The sequence below is a fragment of the Enterobacter sp. 18A13 genome (assembly GCF_007035975.1).
Taxonomy (GTDB): Bacteria; Pseudomonadota; Gammaproteobacteria; order Enterobacterales; family Enterobacteriaceae; genus Enterobacter; species Enterobacter vonholyi.
In genome coordinates, this window is sequence record NZ_AP019634.1 from 1461653 (window position 1) to 1484296 (window position 22644).

Genomic DNA, 22644 nt, shown 5'->3' on the forward strand with positions numbered 1-22644 from the left:
GATTTTAAATTTCTTTGCCCATCGTTACAGCAATCGGCGAAAGCGGCTTATTTCACTGAGCATGCTTTTGCCGATTCAACGATGGGCTCTGGCGGAAATCAGCAACCGTCTTTGCAGGTTGCCGCTGGATTTTGCTCAAGAACTCTTACCAGCAGGGCTCGGGGTTCTCTTACTACATCCGTTCCAACTGACAGTACTTTGCCGTCCCGCTCTGCTGAATACTTCGCGACAACATCACCGAATGCATTTCGCTGCAGGGCGACTTCTTGCCCTGCTTTTACCGTATCGCCGGGCTTAACGAATACTTCCGCAAACCCACCCGTGGTCGCTCGTATTGAACTGATAGCATTACCAATATACGTTTTATTGCTGCTGGCGGTTGCGCCGATTTTGCCTTCAATCACCTTATAATGGATCAGTACATTGCGGGCACCTTCTACACCCCGGGCAATCATATCCTGCTGGTAAATCCTCGGCTCTCCCGTCTCGGCCGTTATAGCCGGGATACCATTTTGAATAAAGGTAGTTTCCATTGAGCCGGCTTCACCGGGATCTTTCTTAATTTGATCTGCCGGAAAAAGTTCTGCAATAGTCCGGGCATCCGCATTGCGGTAGTCAGCATAAATGAACAGCGGATAAGCCGTTCCGGTAGACTGGGTGTGATAGTCAATCGCCAGGTCGACATTTCCCTTGTAAACGTTATTCCACATCATCCATGCCTGACGCTCGGCAGGGTTACCCGTTTCTTTTCCCGGATGCACGCGGTTGTAGTCGATCGTCTCACCCCCATCGGTTGAAACGGACCATGTCCGGGAGACCCTTTCAAGTCCAGAACGGTTTGGACCAATAATGCCAATAACGCTGCCGTTCATTTTTGCGGGGTCCAGTTGTTCCATTACTTTTTGTACGATGCGCACTCCGTTTAGCTCATCCCCGTGGACGCCCGCCTGCAGCAGAACTTTCTTCCCGTCCGTTTTCCCTTTTGCCACCATGATGGGTACATACCAGCGCTGTCCCGTTCCTGTCTCAACCCCCTCGAACATGAAGCGATGTTGTCCTGCTGTCAGGTCTGATACATCCAGAGTCGAGATGACCGGCACTCCCTGTACCTTATCACCCGTATACACCGTTGCCGCGTAAGTCATTGAGCATGGCAGCGCTAAGCTGAGAGCGAATGCGATACGGCCAGTAGATATCTTCATGAGCGTCATTTTCCATTTGATAGAGTTAAGATTTTTATTTTCCGGCCTGGGCCGTGGTTCGTGCTCATTAAGTTAATAGTGATTTTATGAGGCCAGCCAGCGGCACGAGCGGGAAATGTGATTTTGCATAGGCTAAGGCACCGGCTTCAATAACAGGGTTTGCGCGATTCATTTCCTGCCCGACGTTTTCTTTCCGACATGTCTCACAAAAAACGATCCTCCGCTTTGATCGACATTCCATCTTCACCTATATGACTAGTCATGAATTTTTAAATGACTAGTCATATAGGGGGAGACCATGAACAATCAGCTGCCGGCAAACTTTTTATGGGGCAACTCGGTATCGAGCATGCAGACGGAAGGTGCCTGGAATGAGGGCGGAAAGGGGATGTCTGTGTACGACATTCGTGAAGCCGGGGAGAATGTCTCCGACTGGAAAGTGGCGACCGACTCCTATCACCGCTACCGGGAGGATTTCGACCTGATGCAGGATCTGGGGATGAACTGCTACCGCTTCCAGATCTCATGGAGCCGCGTCTGCCCGCTGGGTGACGGCCCGTTCAACGACGAAGGCATCGCGTTTTACGACCGCTTTATCGACGATCTCATCGCCCGCGGCATCGAGCCGATGATCTGCCTGTACCACTTCGATATGCCGCTGGCGCTGGCGCAGGAGTACAACGGCTTCAACGACCGCCGCGTGATGGACGCCTTTATCCGCTACGGCAAAAAGATGATTGACTGCTATGGCGATCGCGTAAAGTACTGGCTGACCTTCAACGAGCAGAACATCTTCCATATGCCGGAAGCGTTTCGCATATCCGGCTACATGAAAGGGGAGAAAACCCTGCGCGAGCTGTACGAGCTGCAGCACCACACCATGGTGGCGCACATGTCGCTGACCGAGTACCTGCACCAGACCAAACCGGGCCAGCTGATGGGTGGCATGCTGGCGCACCAGCTGATCTACCCGGCCACCTGCAAACCGCGCGATATTTTCTGCGCCCAGCAGTACGACGAGTTCCTCAACCAGAACCTGCTGCGCGTCTTTGCCGGGCAGGGCTACAGCCCGGCGGTGATGGCGGTGGTGGAGCAGGAGGGCTTTGGCGATATCTACCGCGCTGAAGATTTAGCGCTGCTGGCGCGCACCAAAAACGACTATATGGCCTTCAGCTACTATGCCAGTAAAACGCTGGACAGCGATGCGATCCCGGAAGGCACTCCCGTGAACTATTACCTGCTGCACGGCGAGAAAAACAATCCGTACCTGAAAGCCACCGAGTGGAACTGGCAGATCGACCCGCTCGGTTTTCGCACCATCATTACCCGTTATTATAACGACTGGCGCCTGCCGGTATTCCCGATCGAGAACGGCATTGGGGTGATTGAGTCCTGGGACGGCGTGAACCCGATTGAGGACACCTACCGCATTGACTACCACCGGGCGCATATCAATGCCATGAAAGAGGCGATGTTCGAAGACGGAGCAGAAGTTCTCGGCTACCTCGGCTGGGGCCTGATCGACATTCTCAGCTCTCAGGGTGATATGCGTAAGCGCTACGGCGTGGTCTATGTCAACCGTGAAAACCACGACCTGAAAGACCTGAAGCGCGTGCCGAAGAAGAGCTACGCGTGGTTAAAACAGGTTATCCATACCAACGGACGCGAGATGTAAGCCGTACGCTGCCGGGCCGTTTTTGTGACTGATTGATGGGAAATATCCGCTATGTCTGAAACAAAAATAACACCGCACATGCAGTCTTTTGTCGATAAATTTGTAGAGTTCTCGGCGCGCCTGGCAAACCAGGTGCACCTTCGCTCCCTGCGCGACGCCTTCGCCACGGTGATGCCCATTTTCATCCTCGCCGGTCTGGCGGTGCTGGTGAACAACGTGGTGTTTCCGTGGATTTTTCACGGCGACACGCTCGCGCAGTGTAAGGTGTGGGGCGAGGCGATTATCAACGGCACGCTGAACATCGCCGCGCTGCTGCTAGCCCCGATGATTGCCTTGTCGCTGGCGCGCAACAAAGATTTCGACAATCCGATCTCGGCAGTGGTTATCGCCGTCAGCAGTTTTATCATCATGATGCCGATGCGCTTACAGGTTACGCCCGTTGGCAGCGACGCTGCGGTGAACGTCACGCAGGTGCTGACGTTCGCCAATATCGGCTCCACCGGCATTTTCGCCGGGGTGCTGATTGGGCTGCTCTCAACGGAAGTGTTTATCGCTATTTCGCGCCTGAAGGCGCTGCACATATCGCTCGGGGAAAATGTGCCCCCGGCGGTGAGCAAATCCTTTACCGCGCTGATCCCGACGATCCTCACGCTCTCCCTGTTCGCGGTGCTGGCGGCGATACTGGCAAACGTGCTGCATACGGACCTGATCCATCTCATTACGACCTTTATCCAGCAGCCGCTGCGGCTGATCAACACCAGCCTGCCGGGGACGATTTTTATCTACAGCTTCGGTAACTTCCTGTTCACGCTCGGCATTCATCAGTCAGTCGTTAACAGCGTGGTGCTGGAGCCGTTCCTGCTGATCAACACCAACGAGAACATGCTGGCCTTCGCCAACGGCCAGCCGATCCCGCACATCATCAACAACATCTTCGTGCCGACCTTTGGCATGGTGGGCGGGACGGGCAGCACCATCTCGCTCCTGATTGCCATCTTTATCTTCTCCCGACAAAAGTCGGCGAAGCAGGTGGCGCGTCTGTCGCTGGCGCCGGGCCTGTTTAACATCAACGAACCGGTGATTTTTGGCCTGCCGATTGTGTTTAACCTGCCGCTGATGATCCCGTTTGTGCTGCTGCCCGCCATCGGCATTTACTTCGCCTGGCTCTGTACCACGCTGGGGTTAATGTCGCGCTGCGTGGTGATGATCCCGTGGACCACGCCCCCGATTCTCAGCGCCTGGCTGGCGACGGCAGGGGACTGGCGGGCGGTAGTGGTGCAGTTGGCAATCATCGTATTTGGTGTATTCTTCTACCTGCCTTTCCTCAAAATTGCCGAGCGAGTGGCCTTGAAAAACAGCGGGATAGAAAACTAACTGAAAGGAAGGACGATGGCGGCGAAGTACATCACCATAGCGCGGGAAATCAAGAAACGCATTATCAGCCAGCAGTACGCCGCCAATGAACCGCTCCCGGACCAGTTTGCGCTGGCGGCGGAGTTCAGCACCAGCCGGATGACCATTCAGCAGGCGATGCGCCAGCTGATCGTCGAAGGTCTGGTCTATACCCGTCAGGGCCAGGGCACGTTTATCCGCAAAAACTTCCTCCAGCTCTCGCAGTGGGATCTCTCCGGCAGCGACTACTTCGGCGCGACTAAAACCTGGGAACACCTGGGCAAGGTAACCAGCCAGGTGGTGCATTTTGAGCTGCGCTTCCCGAACGAGAAAGAGCAGGCGTCGCTGATGATCAATGCCGATGCGCCGATCTATGACTTCATTCGCCTGCGTTTGCTGAACGGTGAACCTATGTCGCTGGATTCCACGGTGATGCCGATGAATCTGGTGCCGGGCCTGACGAAAAATCATCTTGAAGGTTCAGTGTTCCAGTACGTGCAGGAGACGCTGGGGCTGAAAATTATGGGGTCGTATCGGGTGGTGCGGGCGCTTAAGCCCAGCGCGCTGGACAGGGAGCATCTGGTCTGCGAGGAAACCGATCCGGTTCTGGAGGTGGAGCAGGTCATTTATCTGGAAGATGGCACAGCGCTGGAGTATGCCCACTGTCACTATCGGTACGACCACGGCGGGATTGTGATCGTGAATAACGGGTAAAAAAAAGCGGGCAACGAGGCCCGCTTTTTTAATGCTTCTCTATCAGTTCAAACGCACCGGCATACCGGAGCGGTTCTGCACGGCCTGGTCAACAATCGCCGTTTCTACGTCAGGCTGAGAAGTCACCGCCTGTACCGCGCTGTTCAGCGTAACAGGGACGACTTCGTTGTTGTTGATCTGGTCTTCGCTGGTGGACAGCGGGTTGTGCACTTCGATGTAGCGGCTGCCGTCTGGCTCAGAGGTCGCTTTCACCGGTTCGTTGATGAACTGCACGCGCGTACCGACCGGCACGTTTTCGAACAGGAATTTAATGTCATCGTTACGCAGGCGCACGCAGCCGTGGCTCACGCGCAGGCCGATACCGAAGTTGGCGTTAGTACCGTGGATAGCGTACAGGCGACCAATGTACAGGGCATACAGACCCATCGGGTTATCCGGGCCTGCCGGTACTACGGCTGGCAGCGGTTCGCCCGCAGCGATGTATTCCGCGTGCATTTTGGCAGTCGGCGTCCAAGTTGGGCCCGCTTTCTTACGCTCGACTTTCGTGGTCCAGTTCATCGGGGTGTCTTTACCCAGCTGGCCGATACCGATTGGCAGCACGATAACGGTGTTGGTGCCTTTCGGGTAGTAATACAGACGCATTTCGGCACTGTTAATCACGATACCTTCATGAACGGTATCCGGCAGGATCAGCTGCTGAGGAATATTCAACACGGTACCCGCTTTTGGCAGATACGGGTCAACGCCCGGGTTTGCTTCCAGCATGTTAGACAGGCCCAGCTGGTACTGCGCCGCGAAATACTCCAGCGGCTGAGAGTTACCTTCTGGTACCGTCACAACCTGGTTCTGGCCTACCAGACGGCTACCGTCTGTTGGCAGGGGATACGTCACCGCAGACGCGGTCTTACAAAAACCTACTACGGCTAACGCCGCCGCAAAAAGCGTTGTTAATTTCATGTTCATGTTGTGCGAGGTATCTAAGCCATTCTGGCGATGAGTTGATAAGTCTGAATCTGTGATGGGAGCGCATTATATGTGCATTCCCGCTAACAGGGAATTCAGATGTGTACGAAATCACATTTTTTTCGATTTTGTTAAAGTTTAGTGGATTGCCGCAACACGGGATCTCAATTCGGAATTGTGGCATAATGCCGTGTTTATCACACTTTTCGCAGGAATCTCCCCGTGTTAGTTACCAGCAACGTCACTATGCAGTTTGGCAGTAAGCCGCTGTTCGAAAACATTTCCGTCAAATTTGGCGGCGGCAACCGTTACGGCCTGATTGGTGCCAACGGTAGCGGAAAATCCACCTTTATGAAGATCCTCGGCGGCGATCTGGAGCCGACCCTCGGCAACGTCTCGCTCGACCCTAACGAGCGTATCGGTAAGCTGCGTCAGGATCAGTTCGCCTTCGAAGAGTTCACCGTGCTCGACACCGTGATCATGGGGCACGCGGAGCTGTGGGAAGTGAAGCAGGAGCGCGATCGCATTTACGCGCTGGCCGAAATGAGCGAAGAAGATGGCTATAAGGTGGCCGATCTGGAAACGCAGTACGGCGAGATGGACGGTTACTCTGCGGAAGCGCGCGCGGGCGAGCTGCTGCTGGGCGTGGGGATCCCTGTTGAACAACATTACGGCCCGATGAGCGAAGTCGCGCCAGGCTGGAAGCTGCGTGTGCTGCTGGCACAGGCGCTGTTCTCTAACCCGGACATCCTGCTGCTCGACGAACCGACGAACAACCTGGACATCGACACCATCCGCTGGCTGGAGCAGACGCTGAACGATCGCGACAGCACCATGATCATCATCTCGCACGACCGTCACTTCCTGAATATGGTCTGTACGCACATGGCGGATCTGGACTACGGCGAGCTGCGCGTGTATCCGGGCAACTACGACGAGTACATGACGGCGGCCACCCAGGCGCGTGAACGTCTGCTGGCGGACAACGCCAAGAAGAAAGCGCAGATTGCCGACCTGCAGTCCTTCGTCAGCCGCTTCAGCGCTAACGCCTCTAAATCGCGTCAGGCAACCTCGCGTGCGCGTCAGATTGATAAAATCAAGCTGGAAGAGGTTAAAGCCTCCAGCCGTCAGAACCCGTTCATCCGCTTCGAGCAGGACAAGAAGCTGTTCCGTAACGCGCTGGAAGTGGAAGCTCTTACCAAAGGCTTCGATGAAGGCCCGCTGTTTAAAAACTTCAACCTGCTGCTGGAAGTGGGCGAGAAGATTGCCATTCTGGGCGCCAACGGCGTGGGTAAATCCACCATGCTGAAAACCCTGGTCGGCGAACTGCAGCCGGACAACGGCACCGTGAAATGGTCCGAAAACGCGCAGATTGGTTACTACGCGCAGGACCATGAATATGAGTTCGAGAATGACCTGACCGTCTTCGACTGGATGAGCCAGTGGAAGCAGGAAGGCGACGACGAGCAGGCGGTGCGCAGCATTCTGGGTCGTCTGCTGTTCAGCCAGGACGACATCAAGAAGCCGGCTAAAGTGCTTTCCGGTGGCGAGAAGGGACGCATGCTGTTCGGCAAGCTGATGATGGAAAAACCAAACATCCTGGTGATGGACGAACCGACTAACCACCTGGATATGGAATCGATCGAATCCCTGAACATGGCGCTGGAGATGTATCAGGGCACCCTGATCTTCGTCTCTCACGACCGTGAGTTCGTCAGCTCCCTGGCGACCCGCGTGATCGAAATTACGCCAGAGCGCGTGGTGGACTTCACCGGTAACTACGAAGATTACCTGCGCAGCAAAGGTATCGACGGCTAAAAAAAAGCCCGGTGGCGCTTCGCTTACCGGGCCGACGGGTGACTTTGTAGGCCGGGTAAGGCGAAGCCGCCACCCGGCAATCTTCAGAGCACCCACTCACTCCTTTCAACCCCGTTCACCCGCAGCGTACGTTTCTCCCCCGCCGGTAACGACACTTTCAGCGCTTTCCACGCTGGACGATAATCCCCGCGCGCGTTCACCTTCAGGTTGATGGTTGCGCCGTCGCACACCATCTCCCAATCCACCCACAGCGCATTGCCGTTCTGGTAGCCCCAGCTTTCACCGTCGTCTTCAAACAGCAGCCCCGAGCTTGTGCCGACGCCTTTAATCGGGAACAGCTTAAGCTCGCGGGTCGTATCTTTTTCGGCACTCACATGCGTGATGCGCTCGCTCAGCGGCAAACCGGCCCCGGCGCGCACCAGCAGCGGCAGTTTTTCCAGCGGCGCATCGAGAACGATGGATTGTCCGCCCGCATACCACGCGTGGGTGTAAAAATCGTACCAGCCCGTTTCGTTATCCGGCAGCCAGACCCGGCGCTCGCGCTGCCCGGCTTCGACGACGCTGGCGACCAGCAGGTCGCGGCCAAGCAGGAAGTCGTCGCACTCTTCGAAGGTCTGCGCATCGCGCTCGTGGTCGAGGAAGGTCGGGCGCAGCATCGGCTCGTCGTCGGCGTGCGCCTGCCAGAGCAGGGTGTAGAGATACGGCAGCAGGCGGTAGCGCAGCTCAATCGCGCCGCGAATGGCAGGCGTGACGCCCGGATACATCCACGGCTCGTTGACGGTGTGGTCATCGTTCCACGAGTGAATGGTAAAGCGCGGGTGCATCACGCCGTTCTGCACCCAGCGCACGAACAGCTCTGCGTCCGGCTTGTCGCCGGAGAAACCGCCGACGTCGTGGCCGACGTTGAACAGCCCGGACAGGCTCATGCCCAGCCCCATGCGGATGTTATAGCGCAGCGTGTCCCAGCTGGTGCGGTTGTCGCCGCTCCAGGTCTGAACGTAGCGCTGCATCCCGGCGCATCCGGAGCGGGAGATGAGATACGGACGTTTTTCTGGCGCAAAGCGCTGCTGCGCTTCCAGCGAGGCGCGCATCATCAGCAGCGGCATGACCGGGCGAATATGCTTGATGGCGATCTCCTTGCCGAATCCAAAGCAGCGGGCTTCTCCGTCCCACACTTCATATTCGTTGTTGTCGTTCCAGGTAGAGTCGATGCCCATCTCCAGCAGCTGCGTAGTGACGCCGTTCTGCCACCACTGCACCGTCTGCGGGTTGGTAAAGTCGAGGTGCGAGCCTTCGTCATCCCAGAAGCTGGAGCGTTCGGGTGCATCGGTTTCCGAATCGCGAATGAACAGGCCGCTCTCCGCCACTTCGCTGTAGCGCGGATGGTCCTGCAGCAGGCACGGCTTGATGTTAGCCGCAAGCTTCAGTCCCGCGTCGTGGAACGCCTGGCTCATTACCTTCGGCTGCGGCACCTTGTCGTAGTTCCAGTTGAAGACGTAGCGCTTGCCGTTGATGGAGGTATAGCCGGAGGAGAGCTGGAACGAGTCGCACGGAATGGCGTGCTCTTCGCACAGGCGGATGAAGTTCATCAGCTGGTTTTGCGCGTCCGGCGCGTCGGTGTAGTGCATGGTCGAACCGCTGTAACCCAGGCTCCATTTCGGTCCGAACAGCGTTTTCCCGGTGAGGCGAACAAAGGCTTTGGTAACGTCCAGCACGCGTTTGCCGGTAAAAATGTAGTAGTCGATATCGCCCGCTTCCGCCTGCCAGCGGCGATAGGCGGTATGGTAGTTGTCGATCTCGTTGCCCAAATCCAGCCAGCAGCTGCTCAGGTTGTCGTAGAACAGGCCGTAGCTCACGTCGTCGCGGCGGGTTATAGTGAAAGGAATATGCTTGTAGAGCGGGTCGGTGCTGGCGGCGTTATAGCCCATGGCGTCGAGGTTGCGCATCTCATAGCGTTTACCGTTGCGCTGCAGATCGCCCGCTTTCTCGCCCAGTCCGTAGAAGCGCTCGTCCTTACGGCGGCTCAGATAGTGCGCCACGCCGTCGCCGTGGGCGTTCAGCAGGTAGGCGCTGGTGGGGCGGTCGTTGACCAGCGGCTGCCACTCGCCCGCGTCATTGCGATAGTGCCACTCCAGCCACAGCGGCTGGTGCACGGTGACGCGCAGCTGTTCGGTTGCCACGGTTAACGTGTCGTCCTGCTGCGTCAGCGCCCAGGTCGGGCAGGTGAAGCCGCTGATATCGTCACGACGGCGCCCTTCCCACGGCACGTCTTTTTCCGGCGCGATGCTCCAGGTGCGGTCCAGCGCCAGCTCGCCTTTGCGTTTGATCAGCACGCGGAACAGGTTCTCTTCCAGCACATACAGGCACAGGCGGTGCTGGTTATCGACCAGCAGTTCCAGATGGTTTGCCGACTGCGTATCAACGGTCCAGTTTTTCAGGGTTTTCATATGCAATACATCCACTATCAGGCGCGCTTGGCGCGACGTTCAGCAATAAATGCTACCAGGAAGACGGCGCCAATCAGGTCAAAGAAGCCCATGGCGATAAAGAGCGGGTTAAAGCCGATTTTGTCGGCGGTCACACCGATTAACAGGGAGAACAGGAAGCTGGCGATCCACGCCGCCGAGCCGCGCATGCCGTTGACGGTCGCCATCTGACCTTTGTCGAACGACTCCACGACCAGGGCGCTCAGCATGCAGGAAATAATCTGGTGCCCGAAACCGCCGATGGAGATCAGCACGATGGTGATATACGGGTCGCGGGTAATGGCCACGATGCCCAGCGAGATCATCAGGAACGCGCCCGTCACGGAGCTGGCGACGACCGAGTTAACGCGTGAGCAGCCGAACATGCGGGTGTACAGACGCGTCAGGTAGCCGCTCGCCACGCTGCCGAGGTCGGCGGCGAGGAACGGCAGCCAGGCAAACATCGCAATCTGCTTCAGGTCCATGCCGTGCTCTTTGGCGAGGTACAGCGGTACCCAGAAGCTCAGCACCGCCCAGGCCGGTTCCGCCATAAAGGCGGGGATGGCGATACCGTAGAAGCGTTTGTTTTTTGAAACGGTTTTCAGCGCGGTCAGGAAGGGCAGCTTCACCGCAGGCGGTTCGTTGTCCTGCTTGATAAACGCCAGCTCGTCCTTGCTCAGGTTCGGGTGCTGCTCCGGGTTGTGGTAGAACGCCCACCACAGGATCACCCACAGCAGCGCCAGCACGCCGGTAAACATAAACGCGCCCTGCCAGCCGAACGAGGCGTGAGCAAAGTAGATGATAGGCGGGGCCAGCATCGCGCCGATGGAGAAGCCCACGCCCGCCCAGCCGGCGGCAACGGGTCGCTCTGATTTCGGGAACCATTCGCCGATGGTTTTGGCGTTCGCCGGGGTAGCGGCGGCCTCAGAGGCACCCATAAAGAAGCGCAGAATGGCCAGGTGCAGCCAGCTTCCGGCACCCGCGTGGAAAATACACATCAGCGCCCAGATCCCGGCGCAAACCATAAAGCCAATCTTCAGGCCAATGACGTCAATCAGCCAGCCGCACAGGGGCTGGAAAATGGTGTAGGCGATCTGGAACGCGCCGACGATCCAGGAGTACTGCTCGGTGGTGATCCCGAGGCTCTCTTTCAGTTCCGGGGCGAGGATCCCGAGCGAGTTTCGGGTGATGTAGTTAACGGTAACGCCAAGTAAGAACAGCACCAGCACGTACCAGCGCAGGTTCTTGATGACGCGACGGGTTTTGCTTGTCGCAACGGTGTTATTGATGTCCTGACTCATTTTACTCTCCACAAGACGGACTGTAAGGGGACGGAGGTTCAGGTGTCACACGGATTTTTATGACTTTGATTTTTATCCGTTTAAAATTCTTAATCTGGTATACAACTAGTATGGAAGTTGTGTGACAAGTTCACCTTAAGGAAGAAAATGAGTGGGCAAAAGTGGATTTTGTGCAAAATTTCTCATAACTGACGAAAAGCCTCTGGCAAGATGGTATTTATGTCAGTTATTGCCTGACGAATACGCTATGAAAATTTTTTCATTTCGCAAATGGAGCCAGATCACAAAATGGACAAAAGGCTAAAAATCACCGAAATCGCGGCCCGCACGCAGCTCTCGATCAGCACCGTGTCGCGGGTGCTGGCGGGAAAAGCGAATACCAGCGAAAAGGCGCGCGCAAAGGTGCTGGCGTGCGCGCGGGAGCTGGGGGTGATGGAGGGTATGGCGGCGGGACGGCTGCTGCTCAATAGCCTGGTGGTTTTTGCCCCTCAGCGTGCGTTCGACGAGCGGTCCGACATCTTTTACTACCGTGTGATCCAGAGCGTGAGTAAAGGCCTTGCATCCCACGATGTGCGCCTGCGCTACTGCGCGCTGGAAGAGAACGATAGCGATGCCCAGCTGTTTCTGGCGCGCATGAACGAGGCGGATACCCAGGCGGCAATCCTTCTTGGCATCGACGACCCGCATATCCACGATCTGGCTGTGGATGTCGGCAAACCCTGCATGCTGATTAACTGCCGTGACCGCCACATGCGCCTGCCTGCCGTCGCGCCGGATCATCGCGCCATTGGCGAGCGGGCGGCGGAATATCTGTTTGAGATGGGACACCGTGAGGTAATGAGCGTGCTGTGCCTGCGCCGCTATACCATGGAGCTTCGCCTGGCGGGGATCCGCGACGCGTGGCAGTCTCACAACCTGAAATTCAGCGACAAGCGCGATCTGCTGGTGGTGCCCAGCTTCAGCGCACGCGAAAGTGAACAGGTAGTCAGCAGCTGGCTCAGTGAAATGCAGGGCAAGGATTTGCCAACCGCATTTTTGGTTGGCGGCGATTTTATGGCGGCGGGCACCATCAGCGCATTGCAAAAAAGAGGATTGCGCGTGCCGCAGGACGTGTCGGTGATGAGCATTGACGGGTTTAACCTGGCGGCAATCCAGGATGTTCCATTAACGGCCGTGCACGTTCCCCGCGATGAGCTGGGAACGGAAGCGGTTTATATGCTCCAGCAGCGGCTCATGCGCCCGGACGCGCCGGTGGGGACGTTACTGCTTAACGGCACGCTGGCCGTGCGGGAATCGGTACGGCGGATACGTCAGGGGAAACGACGCACCGCCGTTGAGCGGGAAGGTCTGTATGACAGTTAAACCATGCCCAGCGCGCGCTTGCCGTGGATGTTGAGATCGTTAACGGTAAAGCGGTCCTGCCAGCTCTTTTCATAATCTTCGCGCGGGAAATCTCCCGGTGACGCGCCGGTTTCGAGCGCTTCCTTGACCTTTTTGGCGTAGGCGAGGTTCTTTTCGCACATCGGCGCAGCAGGAATGTACATCACGTTGCCCCAGCCCTGCTGATTTTCCACCGGCGCGACGGAGTGGATCACATCGCAGTGCCACCACACGGAATCGCCCGCGTCGAGTGCCGGAATACTGCTTAATGCTTCGATGAGCAGCGGGTGCCACTTCTCGGAAACCGGCAGCACGCGCCCCGGCGCTACGCCGCACAGCTCGTCTTCCGGCACGTCGTCCAGCAGCGGGCGCAGCAGAATGTACGCCATCGCTTCCGGGATTGGCACCACGTGCAGCAGCCCCTGACCGGGGATCATGTCCGACAGCGCCGTCCAGCCCTGGAAGGTGCGGAACACCGAGCATTTGGTGGTGTTATCGACGGTGTACTCTTCCACTTCGGTACGGTGCGCGGCGTTCCACGGATCGTACTTATCGACGTTGCCGTCAAACACGTGGGCAAAGACCTGCTGGTAAGCCGGCAGCAGCCAGCGCTCCAGCGCGCCGGAGTCGGTATGGGCGCCGAGTCCTTTCGAGGTGGTTCCCGGCGGACGGCGGCGGATACGGTCCGGGTAAATCACGCTCACATCCGGGTCGAACCACTGCTTGCCGTTGCTCTCGAACGTCCATAAACGGTTCAGGAACGACTGCACCTGCGCCATCTCTTCGCTCTGACGCGCCTGCATTTGCGCCTGCGACCAGTAGATCGGGTAAATCTCCGGACGGGAGGCCGTTAAGGTGCCGAAGAAGTTATCGCCAGGCCCTTTGTACACTTCGTCAAACTTGTTCAGATCGAGGTAGTCGAGCATCGACTGATCCCACGCCAGCGCCTGCTCGCGGGGGAAGTGACCTTTAATCACCGCGCAGCCGCGGCGTTTAACGGCTTCGCGCTGTGCGTTGGTAATCGTGCCGTTTTTCACATCCGCAAACGGAATCACCGGCCAGATGGATTCGCCTTTGTTCTTAAGAGCGTTGATTTCCGCCACGCGGGTGGCAATTTTATCGCTGAGCTTATTGAACACCGCCTGCACGTCGCCGATCTGCGCGCGTAGCTCACGTTTCAACTGACGGATTGCCGCTTTGTGATCCGCCGGCAAAGTTTCACTGGTAAAGGTCATAACTGCCTCGCATCTTTCATTCGAAAGTCAAAGTGTCTACAAGTGATACTTTAAGTTAAAATTAAGTTAATGCAAGTTTAAAAACTTGACGCAAGCCACAGGACGGGAAAAGAGTCAGGCTGCCGGAGCAAGGCTCCGGCGAGGAGAAGATCAGGCGTCGAACGGGGAATGGTTGTCGAGCACGGCCTGAATGACGTTCAGCGCGCCCTGATGGTTGTTGTCGTCGGTGCTGTAGCGGCTGATTTCTTTGATGCTTTCCGCCGCGTTACCCATCGCAAAGGAATATTTTACCAGCTTCAGCATCTCGGCATCATTGCCGCTGTCGCCAATGGCCACGCACTCCTGAGGGGAGATTTTCCAGCGCTTCAGCAGACGGCTGATGCCGTTGGCTTTGTGCAGGCCGGGGATAATCAAATCGACAAACCCAAAGCCGCTGGTGACCGGCTTCATGATGCCGTCCAGGGAGACGTGCAGCTTATCCACCAGATTCGGGATATCGCTATCCGGCAGGTTCAGGGAGAACTTGAACAGCACGTCGTCAATGTCGCGGTAATCGCTGATGCGCTTTAAGCGGTGGTAGTGCTTTGACATCAGCGCCACGAAGGCGTCCGGGGCTTTGTCGCTGACGTAGGCGCTCTCCAGCCCGCAGGCCACGAAGTTCAGCCCTTTGTCTTTCAGCAGTTCGCCAATCACGATCTGCGATTCATGGCGCGTCAGCTCGCCGTGAAAAATCTGTTCTCCGCGGTCGAACACCAGCGCGCCGTTTTCCGCCACGAAGGAGATCCGATCTTTTAGCTCTGGAAAGAAGGAGAGGAGCTGGTAATACTGGTTGCCGCTGGCGACAACGAATTCAATATCGCGGGCTTTAAGCTGTTCAAACTGTGCCTGGAAACGGTCACGATCGTACTGCTTGGCATCATCAAGGAAAGTTCCGTCCATATCGGTGACGATAACTTTAACGGTCATACTGTGCTCCTGGGTCACTGCGTTTTGAAACATTCTAATAACAAGGTGACGGGGAGCACAAATTTAATTTCATTCGAAAGTAAAAGCAAAACGGCAACCGAGGTTGCCGTTTTTAGTGTTTTCTCCCTCACCCCGTGGGAGAGGGTCGGGGTGAGGGCATCAGCGTGCGCATTTCCCCTGAGGGGATACACCGTTACAGCGTATGCTCAGTACGGGCGATAATATCGTCCTGCGCATCCGGCGACAGGGCGGTGAAGAACGCCGAGTAACCCGCGACGCGCACCACCAGGTCACGATACTGGTCAGGGTGTTTCTTCGCCTCCAGCAGCGTTTCGCGGGAGACAATGTTGTACTGAATATGCCAGCCCTTATGCACCTCGAAGAAGGTCCGCAGCAGCACCATCAGCTTCTGGCGATCGCTGTCGTTTTCCAGCGTTGACGGATTCAGCTTCTGGTTCAGCAGCACGCCGCCGAGAATCGCTTCCGTCGGCAGTTTGCCCACCGAGCCAATTACCGCCGTCGGGCCAAGGTGGTCGGTACCGGAAGCCGGGCTAGCCCCTTCCGCCAGCGGCGTGTGTGCCTTACGTCCGTCCGGCGTTGCCATCGTCGCCGCGCCAAACGGCACGTTTGCGGAGATGGACGACGTGCCCGCGTAGTAGTTACCGCCAATCGGGCCGCGGCCGTAGCGAGGGTTGTGGTACTGCTTAAGCTCTTCAATGTAGGTCTGATAAGCACGGGTCAGCAGCATATCCACGCTGTCATCGTCGTTACCGTACTTCGGCGCGCCGTTAATCAGACGTTGACGCAGCTGCTCGTGAGTCAGCCCGTCGAAGCCATCCGCCAGCGCCGCCGCCAGCTGCTGTTGGCCGATAGTGCCCTGTTCGAACACCAGCTTTTTCACCGCTGCCAGGCTGTTGCCGAGGTTGGCGATACCCACCTGCAGGCCGGAGACCCAGTCATACTTCGCGCCGCCCTGCTTGATGCTTTTCGCGCGCTCGATGCAGTCGTCCACCAGCGCCGAGCAGAGAATATCGTGGACGTTCTCTTCCAGCATGGTGTCCACCACGTACTCAATCTCAATGGATTTGCGGGTGTAGTAGCGGATCTGGCTATCCCAGGCTGCCATCACCTCCTCGAAATTATCGAAGTTACCTGCAGAGAGCGCTTTCTCCTGCGGCAGGAATACCTTGCCGCTGGTGGCGTCGCGGCCGCCTTCCAGCGCGGCCAGCATCACGCGGGCGAAGTTGATGAAGCTCATGCCGGTGCAGCGATAGCCCCACTTGCCGCCAACTGCGGTTTCGATACAGCCAATGGCCGCGTAGTCGTAGGCGTCGTCGCGCTCAACGCCGAGCTTGATGAATTCCGGAATGACGATTTCATCGTTGTTGAACGCCGGCATCCCGAAGCCGCAGCGGATCACCTGCACGCACGCATCAAGGAAGTCGTTGCTCATGCCCGCGTGATAGCGCACGCTCAGGTTCGGCTGGGTGGAGCGCAGACGGCCGCAGGATTCCAGAATTGCGTAGGAGAGCGGGTTCACCGCGTCCATCGGCTCACCGTTGACCAGCTTCTGGCCGCCGATGGTGACGTTCTGGTACAGCGGGCTACCGGCAGAGGCTTTGGAGTGCGAGCCAGAGCGGATCTTGTTCACTTCAAGCAATTTCAGCCAGCAGCTGTGCAGCAGTTCAATGGCGTGTTCGCGGTCGAGGCTCTGGTTCAGCTCCACGTCACGGCGGTAGTACGGATAGAGATACTGGTCCATACGCGCAAAGGAAACGGAGTGGCCGTTGGACTCAATCTGCAGGATCAGCTGAATGAAGTAGCACAGCTGCAGCGCCTGCCAGAAGGTTTTCGGCGGCTCGTGGGCAATCACGTCGCAGTTTTCCGCCATTGCCAGCAGCTCGTCGCGGCGGCTTACGCGGGTTTCGGTCGCGGCCATTTCGCGCGCCAGGTCGGCAAAACGTTTGATGTGCAGGCTTACCGCTTCCAGCACGATATCGATCGCCTTCAGGAACTGATCGCCGTGCAGGTCTTCCAGCACCGTCAGGTTGATGCGCGAGCGGCGTTCGGCCACTTTGGCGCGCAGGCCGTCGAGACCTTTCTCCAGCACCAGCGGGAAGTTCACCGCCAGGTGCGCGTCGCCTGAGGTCATGTTGCCTTCGGCTTTGATAATGCCGGTTTCCAGCAGGCCTTTCTGCTCGTCGGTGAACATGCCGTAGCAGCGATCCTGCACCGTCTGGCCGCGCCACCAAGGGCAGATCTCGTGCAGCACACGCTTGTTCTGTTCGCTCACCGCAAAGCCCGCGCCCGGGCGGTCTGCCAGGTCGTCGATCTCTTTCTCAATCCAGGAGACGGTGTATTCCGGGAAGATCGGCGCGGCGCGCACCTCGCTTGCCTGGTTACCGATAATCAGCTCGTCGTGTTTGATCCAGATGGTACGTTCGGCCAGGTGATGCGCCAGCGCCAGAGCGCGACGCACCGGGATCGGCTTGTCCATGTGCTGCTGGTACATTTCGGTGTAATGCTGCGCGCGCTCGGTACAGACCGGCGGCTTGACGATATGCACCAGGGCCGTTTTGTGCGCCTTAATGCGTTCGCTGAGGGTATTGAGATTCAGGGTGGTCATAAGTTTATCCTCGTAAGGTCGCGGTTAACCCTTTCTGGCGGGCGTACTGCTGCGCAAAGTCCAGCAGAGCAGGGTTATCCAGCGGTTTGTCAGGGGCAGAGTAGGGTTGGCCGAGCAGGGTGTATTTGTTCATGCCCAGCGTGTGATACGGCAGAAAATGAATATCGTCGACGCCGAGTTCATCGGCAGCGAAGTTGGTAATGGCGGTTATGGAGGCTTCATCTGCGTTGAAGCCCTGGATGAGCGGTACGCGGATGGTGATGTTCTTCCCTGCGGCGGCCAGGCGTTTCAGGTTATCCAGGATGCGCTTAGCCGAACCGTCCGTCCACTGCTTGAAAAGGTCACCGTCGACATGCTTCAGGTCGGCGAGGAACAGATCGACGTACGGTAATGACGGCTCGATATAGTGCCACGGCACGTGAAGGCAGGTTTCGACGGCGGTGTGGATCCCCTGGTCATGGCTGGCTTTAAACAGGGCGTGCGCCAGATCCGGGTTCATAAACGGCTCGCCGCCGGAGAGGGTGATCCCGCCACCGCTACGGTCGTAGAAGGGCTTGTCGCGCAGTACGGTCGCCATGATCTCCTCGACCTGCCGTTCTTCGCCACAGACGGTCAGCGCCTGCGTCGGGCAGCAGTCGGTGAGAGCGTTAAGCGTCTCTTCACTCAGCTTTTCGCGGTGGATGATCGGGCCATTCAGCGCGCGTTCGATGCAGCCCGGCGCTGCCTGCTGGCACAGGTCGCAGCCGTCCAGGCACAGACGTGCATCAAACAGCACGTCCCGGCTGCGGGAGCGGCTTTCCGGGTTCTGGCACCAGCGACAGCCCAGCGAGCAGCCTTTCAGGAACACCACAGTACGAATACCGGGGCCGTCGTGGGTGGAGTAACGCTGAATATTGAAGATCATGTTTTTGCCTCTCATATTGCATATGAAGATTAAATTACTTTCGAATGAAAGTTATCTTGATACGGGTCAACTCTTCAGCAGGTTTTGTCGTGATAGGGTAAGTGCAGGCTAATTTTGAGGGTGACATCATGGAACTTTATCTCGACACATCTGACGTTGCGGCAGTCAAAAAGCTGGCGCGTATCTTCCCGCTGGCGGGCGTGACCACCAATCCAAGCATCGTAGCTGCCGGTAAAACGCCGCTCGATGAACTGCTGCCCGCGCTGCACGACGCGATGGGCGGCAAAGGCCGTCTGTTCGCACAGGTAATGACGACCTCCGCCGAAGGGATGGTGGAAGACGCGCGTAAGCTTCGCGCCATCATTAACGATCTGGTGGTGAAAGTGCCGGTAACCGCAGAAGGGCTGGCGGCGATCAAGATGCTAAAAGCGGAAGGGATCCCGACGCTGGGCACGGCGGTATACGGTGCTGCGCAGGGGATGTTGTCCGCGCTGGCGGGGGCGGAGTATGTGGCCCCTTACGTTAACCGCGTGGACGCGCAGGGCGGGGACGGGATCCAGACCGTAATTGAGCTGCAACAGCTGCTGACGCTGCACGCACCGCAGTCAAAGGTGCTGGCCGCGAGCTTTAAAACCCCGCGTCAGGCGCTGGACTGCCTGCTGGCAGGGTGCAAGTCCATCACGCTGCCGCTGGACGTGGCGCAGCAGTTTATTGCCTCTCCTGCGGTAGATGCGGCAATTGTGAAGTTTGAGCAGGACTGGCTGGGGGCGTTTGGCAGGACGTCGATTTGACGGGGGCGGCCTGATGCCCTCACCCCAACCCTCTCCCACAGGGAGAGGGAGCAAACACTAAAACGGCAACCTGAAGGTTGCCGTTTGCTTTAACCTCCGCACACCTCACACCCCGGGTTACGCATCAGCTTCATCTCGCGGAACTGGCAGGTTATCGCGTCATACATCACGATTTTCCCCGCTGCCGGCGTGCCGTAATTCGCCAGCACCTTGATCGCTTCCATTGCCTGCAATGAGCCAATCACGCCGACGAGCGGCGCCATCACGCCCGCCTCAACGCAGGTCAGCGCATTCTCGCCAAACAGACGGCTCAGGCAGCGGTAGCAGGGTTCACCCTCGGCGTACGTGAAGACGCTGATTTGCCCCTCCATGCGGATAGCCGCGCCGGAAACCAGCGGCGTTTTATGGGCAAAACAGCCCGCGTTGAGCTGGTTACGGACGGTGACGTTATCGGTGCAGTCCAGGACCAGATCGTGCCGGGAAATCTGCGCGGAGAGCGCGTCGTCATCCAGCATTGCGTCAATCAGCGTGAACCGAACGTGGGGGTTGATGCGCGCCAGCGCAGCCCTTGCGGATTCCACTTTCGGCTGGCCCACCGTCGCGTCGCTGTGCAGCGTCTGGCGCTGCAGGTTGGACACCGACACGGTATCGAAATCCAGCAGCGTCATCCTGCCCACGCCCGCCGCGGCAAGGTATTGCGCGGCGGCGCAGCCCAGCCCGCCCAGCCCGACGACCAGCACGTTTGCCGCCTTGAGCGCTTCCTGGCCTTCGAAGTCAAACCCGCGCAGCACAATCTGGCGGTTGTAGCGCATCATCTCCGGGTCGCTCAGCTCCACCGTCATATCAGCCTCCGAACAGGTGGTTAAAGCGCTCTATCTCAACCCATTCGCCGGCTTCCACGTTGCCGCGCTCGCGCTCCAGCACGATAAAGCAGTTGCCCTGGCTGAAGGAGCTGAAAATGTGTGAGCCCTGGTGCCCGGTTGTACTCACTTCGAGCTCGCCGTCCGCGCTGCGCGCCAGAATACCGCGCTGGAAATCGAGGCGGCCCGGTGATTTTTTCAGGCACGTGGCGGCACGCACGCGCTGGCGTTCAGGCAGCGGGCTGGCGCTGTTGCCGGAAAGCTTCGCCAGCAGCGGGATCGCCAGCTGGTAGAAGGTGAGTGCCGCCGAGACCGGATTACCCGGCAGGCCACAGAACCAGCTGTGTGGAAGCTTGCCAAACGCGAACGGCTTGCCCGGCTTGATCGCCAGCTTCCAGAAGGCGATTTCGCCCAGCTCTTCAAGAAGGGTTTTGGTGTAATCCGCTTCGCCCACGGAGACGCCGCCGGAGCTGATGACCACGTCGGCGGATTTATCCGCCTCGATAAACGCCGCGCGCAGTTTTTCCGGGTCGTCTGGAATGATGCCGAGGTTAATCACCTCGCAGCCCAGTTGCTCCAGCATCAGGTGTACCGCCAGGCGGTTGGTGTCGTAAATCTGGCCGTCCTGCAGCGGCTGGCCCGGAAGCTGCAGCTCGTCGCCGGTGGAGAAGACGGCGACGCGCACTTTGCGGATAACGTCGACTTCCGCGATGCCGAGCGAGGCCAGCACCGGCAGCTCTGCCACCGTCAGCCTTTGCCCGGCGGCAAAAACGGTCGCGCCGAGGGTAATGTCCTCGCCGGTACGGCGGATGTTCTGGCCCGCTTTAACGTTGGCGGTAAAACGCACGCCTTCGTCGGTCTGTTCGGTCTCTTCCTGCATTACCACGGCGTCGCAGGCGGCCGGAACCGGCGCGCCGGTCATGATGCGCACGCAGGTGCCCGCAGGCCATTCACCGCTAAACGGCTGACCCGCAAAGGCTTTGCCCGCCACCGGCAGGGCATTACCCGTCTGGAGATCCGCCAGGCGTACCGCGTAACCGTCCATCGCTGAGTTATCAAACCCCGGCACGTTAAGTGGAGAGACGATATCGCGCGCGGCAATACGGCCAAAACAGCGCACGAGGGGCAGCGTCTCTACGTCATGCAGCGGGGAAACTCGGTCAAGCATCTGCGTGAGTGCCGTCTCAAGCGGCATCAGTCCGGCGGTAAAATCCATGGTGGGCTCCTGCGGAGTAACAACGAAAGCGTCCATTATGGCAGAAAAGTGCGGCTAACTGTATGACCGAAGGGTGCACGCTTTACATCACTGTTACGTCTTTCTATATTCAAAAATCATCTGAAGTTTCGTCGACGATAATGATATTTATAGAAAAAGCCGCAAAACAGGCTAACGGGTGATGCGAATGGTTAATGCGGTAATCGCAATTCATGGTGGCGCCGGGGCAATCACCCGAGCACAGCTCAGTCCCGAGCAGGAAAAGCGCTACATCGACGCGCTGTACGCCATTGTGGAAACGGGCCAGAGAATGCTGGAAGCGGGCGAAAGCGCGCTGGACGTGGTCACCGAGGCGGTGCGCCTGCTGGAAGAGTGCCCGTTATTTAATGCGGGGATCGGTTCGGTCTTTACCCGGAATGAAACGCACGAGCTGGATGCCTGCGTGATGGACGGTATTACCCTGAAAGCGGGCGCCGTGGCGGGCGTCAGTCACCTGCGTAATCCGGTGCTGGCGGCGCGTCTGGTGATGGAAGAGAGTCCGCACGTGCTGCTGACGGGGGCCGGGGCGGAGACCTTTGCCTTCGAACACGGGATGGAGCCGGTATCGCCCGATCTGTTTTCCACGGAAGCGCGCTATCAGCAGTTACTGGAAGCTCGTTCGGCGGGCATGACGCAGCTTGACCATACTGCGCCGCTGGATGAGCGCAGCAAAATGGGCACGGTCGGCGCGGTGGCGCTCGATAAAGCCGGCAACCTCGCGGCGGCGACGTCAACGGGTGGGATGACCAACAAGCTGCCTGGACGCGTCGGCGACAGCCCGCTGCCGGGCGCCGGCTGCTATGCCAATAACGCGACGGCGGCGGTGTCGTGTACCGGCACCGGGGAAGTTTTTATTCGCGCCCTCGCGGCCTACGACATTACCGCGCTGATGGATTACGGCGGCTTAAGCCTGAGCGAGGCCTGCGAGCGCGTGGTGATGGAAAAACTGCCTGCCCTGGGCGGCGTCGGCGGACTCATTGCGGTGGATCGTGAGGGCAACGTGGCCCTGCCGTTCAACAGCGAAGGCATGTATCGCGCCTGGGGCTATGCCGGCGATGAGCCGAGCACGGGGATTTATCGTGAATAAGGGGGCAGCG

Annotated in this window: 17 protein-coding genes; 7 read left to right on the top strand and 10 right to left on the bottom strand. The window is 58.1% G+C overall.

Translation table 11 applies throughout. From position 1 onward, the window contains the following. Positions 1-98: 98 nt before the first annotated feature. Entirely contained in the window at positions 99-1202 is a 1104-nt protein-coding gene (locus FOY93_RS07140; protein ID WP_111963927.1) for a M14 family metallopeptidase, read from the bottom strand. 298 nt (positions 1203-1500) lie between these two features. On the opposite strand from FOY93_RS07140, the gene FOY93_RS07145 reads away from it, so the two are divergent. Genes FOY93_RS07145 through FOY93_RS07155 form a run of 3 tightly spaced genes read left to right on the top strand, consistent with a single transcriptional unit; the run spans position 1501 to position 4983 of the window. Beyond that, on the top strand, positions 1501-2877 hold the full coding sequence (locus FOY93_RS07145) for a glycoside hydrolase family 1 protein (RefSeq protein WP_133294050.1): 1377 nt from the start codon (positions 1501-1503) through the stop codon (positions 2875-2877). Between the two features lie 51 nt (positions 2878-2928). Continuing rightward, positions 2929-4251 carry a PTS sugar transporter subunit IIC gene (locus FOY93_RS07150; protein ID WP_133294051.1) on the top strand — a complete coding sequence of 441 codons (1323 nt, stop codon included), beginning with the start codon at positions 2929-2931 and terminating at the stop codon, positions 4249-4251. Between the two features lie 15 nt (positions 4252-4266). Then, positions 4267-4983, top strand: a complete 717-nt coding sequence (locus tag FOY93_RS07155; protein ID WP_115874566.1) for a GntR family transcriptional regulator — start codon at positions 4267-4269, stop codon at positions 4981-4983. A gap of 42 nt (positions 4984-5025) precedes the next feature. On the opposite strand, the gene ldtB is transcribed toward FOY93_RS07155, so the two are convergent. After that, entirely contained in the window at positions 5026-5946 is a 921-nt protein-coding gene (ldtB, locus tag FOY93_RS07160; protein WP_023335026.1) for a L,D-transpeptidase, read from the bottom strand. Between the two features lie 222 nt (positions 5947-6168). Here ldtB and FOY93_RS07165 point away from each other — a divergent pair, with 222 nt between their 5' ends. Continuing rightward, on the top strand, positions 6169-7764 hold the full coding sequence (locus tag FOY93_RS07165) for an ABC-F family ATPase (protein ID WP_008501187.1): 1596 nt from the start codon (positions 6169-6171) through the stop codon (positions 7762-7764). 83 nt (positions 7765-7847) lie between these two features. On the opposite strand, the gene FOY93_RS07170 is transcribed toward FOY93_RS07165, so the two are convergent. Both FOY93_RS07170 and FOY93_RS07175 read right to left on the bottom strand, forming a co-directional pair. Beyond that, the gene (locus FOY93_RS07170) at positions 7848-10211 is read right to left on the bottom strand and encodes a glycoside hydrolase family 31 protein (RefSeq protein WP_143344857.1); all 2364 of its coding nucleotides are present in this window, start codon (positions 10209-10211) and stop codon (positions 7848-7850) included. Positions 10212-10228: 17 nt separating this feature from the next. Further along, a complete protein-coding gene (locus FOY93_RS07175) occupies positions 10229-11530 on the bottom strand; it encodes an MFS transporter (RefSeq protein WP_143344858.1) in 1302 nt (433 codons plus the stop codon). Between the two features lie 288 nt (positions 11531-11818). Here FOY93_RS07175 and FOY93_RS07180 point away from each other — a divergent pair, with 288 nt between their 5' ends. Further along, positions 11819-12892: a LacI family DNA-binding transcriptional regulator gene (locus FOY93_RS07180; protein ID WP_143344859.1), complete on the top strand. Its 1074-nt coding sequence runs from the start codon at positions 11819-11821 to the stop codon at positions 12890-12892. Here FOY93_RS07180 and FOY93_RS07185 read toward each other — a convergent pair. From FOY93_RS07185 to FOY93_RS07200, 4 genes are all read right to left on the bottom strand, one after another. After that, positions 12889-14145 carry a DUF1479 domain-containing protein gene (locus tag FOY93_RS07185; RefSeq protein WP_143344860.1) on the bottom strand — a complete coding sequence of 419 codons (1257 nt, stop codon included), beginning with the start codon at positions 14143-14145 and terminating at the stop codon, positions 12889-12891. The genes FOY93_RS07180 and FOY93_RS07185 overlap by 4 nt on opposite strands. A 150-nt stretch (positions 14146-14295) precedes the next feature. Continuing rightward, positions 14296-15111 (bottom strand): Cof-type HAD-IIB family hydrolase, encoded by an 816-nt coding sequence (locus FOY93_RS07190; protein WP_143344861.1) that lies wholly within the window; start codon positions 15109-15111, stop codon positions 14296-14298. 193 nt (positions 15112-15304) lie between these two features. Continuing rightward, positions 15305-17737, bottom strand: a complete 2433-nt coding sequence (locus FOY93_RS07195; RefSeq protein WP_143344862.1) for a formate C-acetyltransferase/glycerol dehydratase family glycyl radical enzyme — start codon at positions 17735-17737, stop codon at positions 15305-15307. A gap of 4 nt (positions 17738-17741) precedes the next feature. Beyond that, on the bottom strand, positions 17742-18641 hold the full coding sequence (locus FOY93_RS07200; RefSeq protein WP_143344863.1) for a glycyl-radical enzyme activating protein: 900 nt from the start codon (positions 18639-18641) through the stop codon (positions 17742-17744). Between the two features lie 128 nt (positions 18642-18769). On the opposite strand from FOY93_RS07200, the gene fsa reads away from it, so the two are divergent. Then, on the top strand, positions 18770-19432 hold the full coding sequence (fsa, locus tag FOY93_RS07205) for a fructose-6-phosphate aldolase (RefSeq protein WP_143344864.1): 663 nt from the start codon (positions 18770-18772) through the stop codon (positions 19430-19432). 89 nt (positions 19433-19521) lie between these two features. Here the strand turns inward: fsa and moeB are convergent, their stop codons facing one another. Both moeB and moeA read right to left on the bottom strand, forming a co-directional pair. Further along, positions 19522-20274, bottom strand: a complete 753-nt coding sequence (gene moeB / locus FOY93_RS07210; RefSeq protein ID WP_143344865.1) for a molybdopterin-synthase adenylyltransferase MoeB — start codon at positions 20272-20274, stop codon at positions 19522-19524. A 1-nt stretch (position 20275) separates the two neighbouring features. Then, complete coding sequence (gene moeA / locus FOY93_RS07215) at positions 20276-21508, bottom strand: molybdopterin molybdotransferase MoeA (protein ID WP_143344866.1); 1233 nt, start codon at positions 21506-21508, stop codon at positions 20276-20278. A 187-nt stretch (positions 21509-21695) separates the two neighbouring features. Here moeA and iaaA point away from each other — a divergent pair, with 187 nt between their 5' ends. Beyond that, a complete protein-coding gene (iaaA, locus tag FOY93_RS07220; RefSeq protein ID WP_115876043.1) occupies positions 21696-22634 on the top strand; it encodes a beta-aspartyl-peptidase in 939 nt (312 codons plus the stop codon). The last annotated feature ends 10 nt before the right edge of the window (positions 22635-22644 follow it).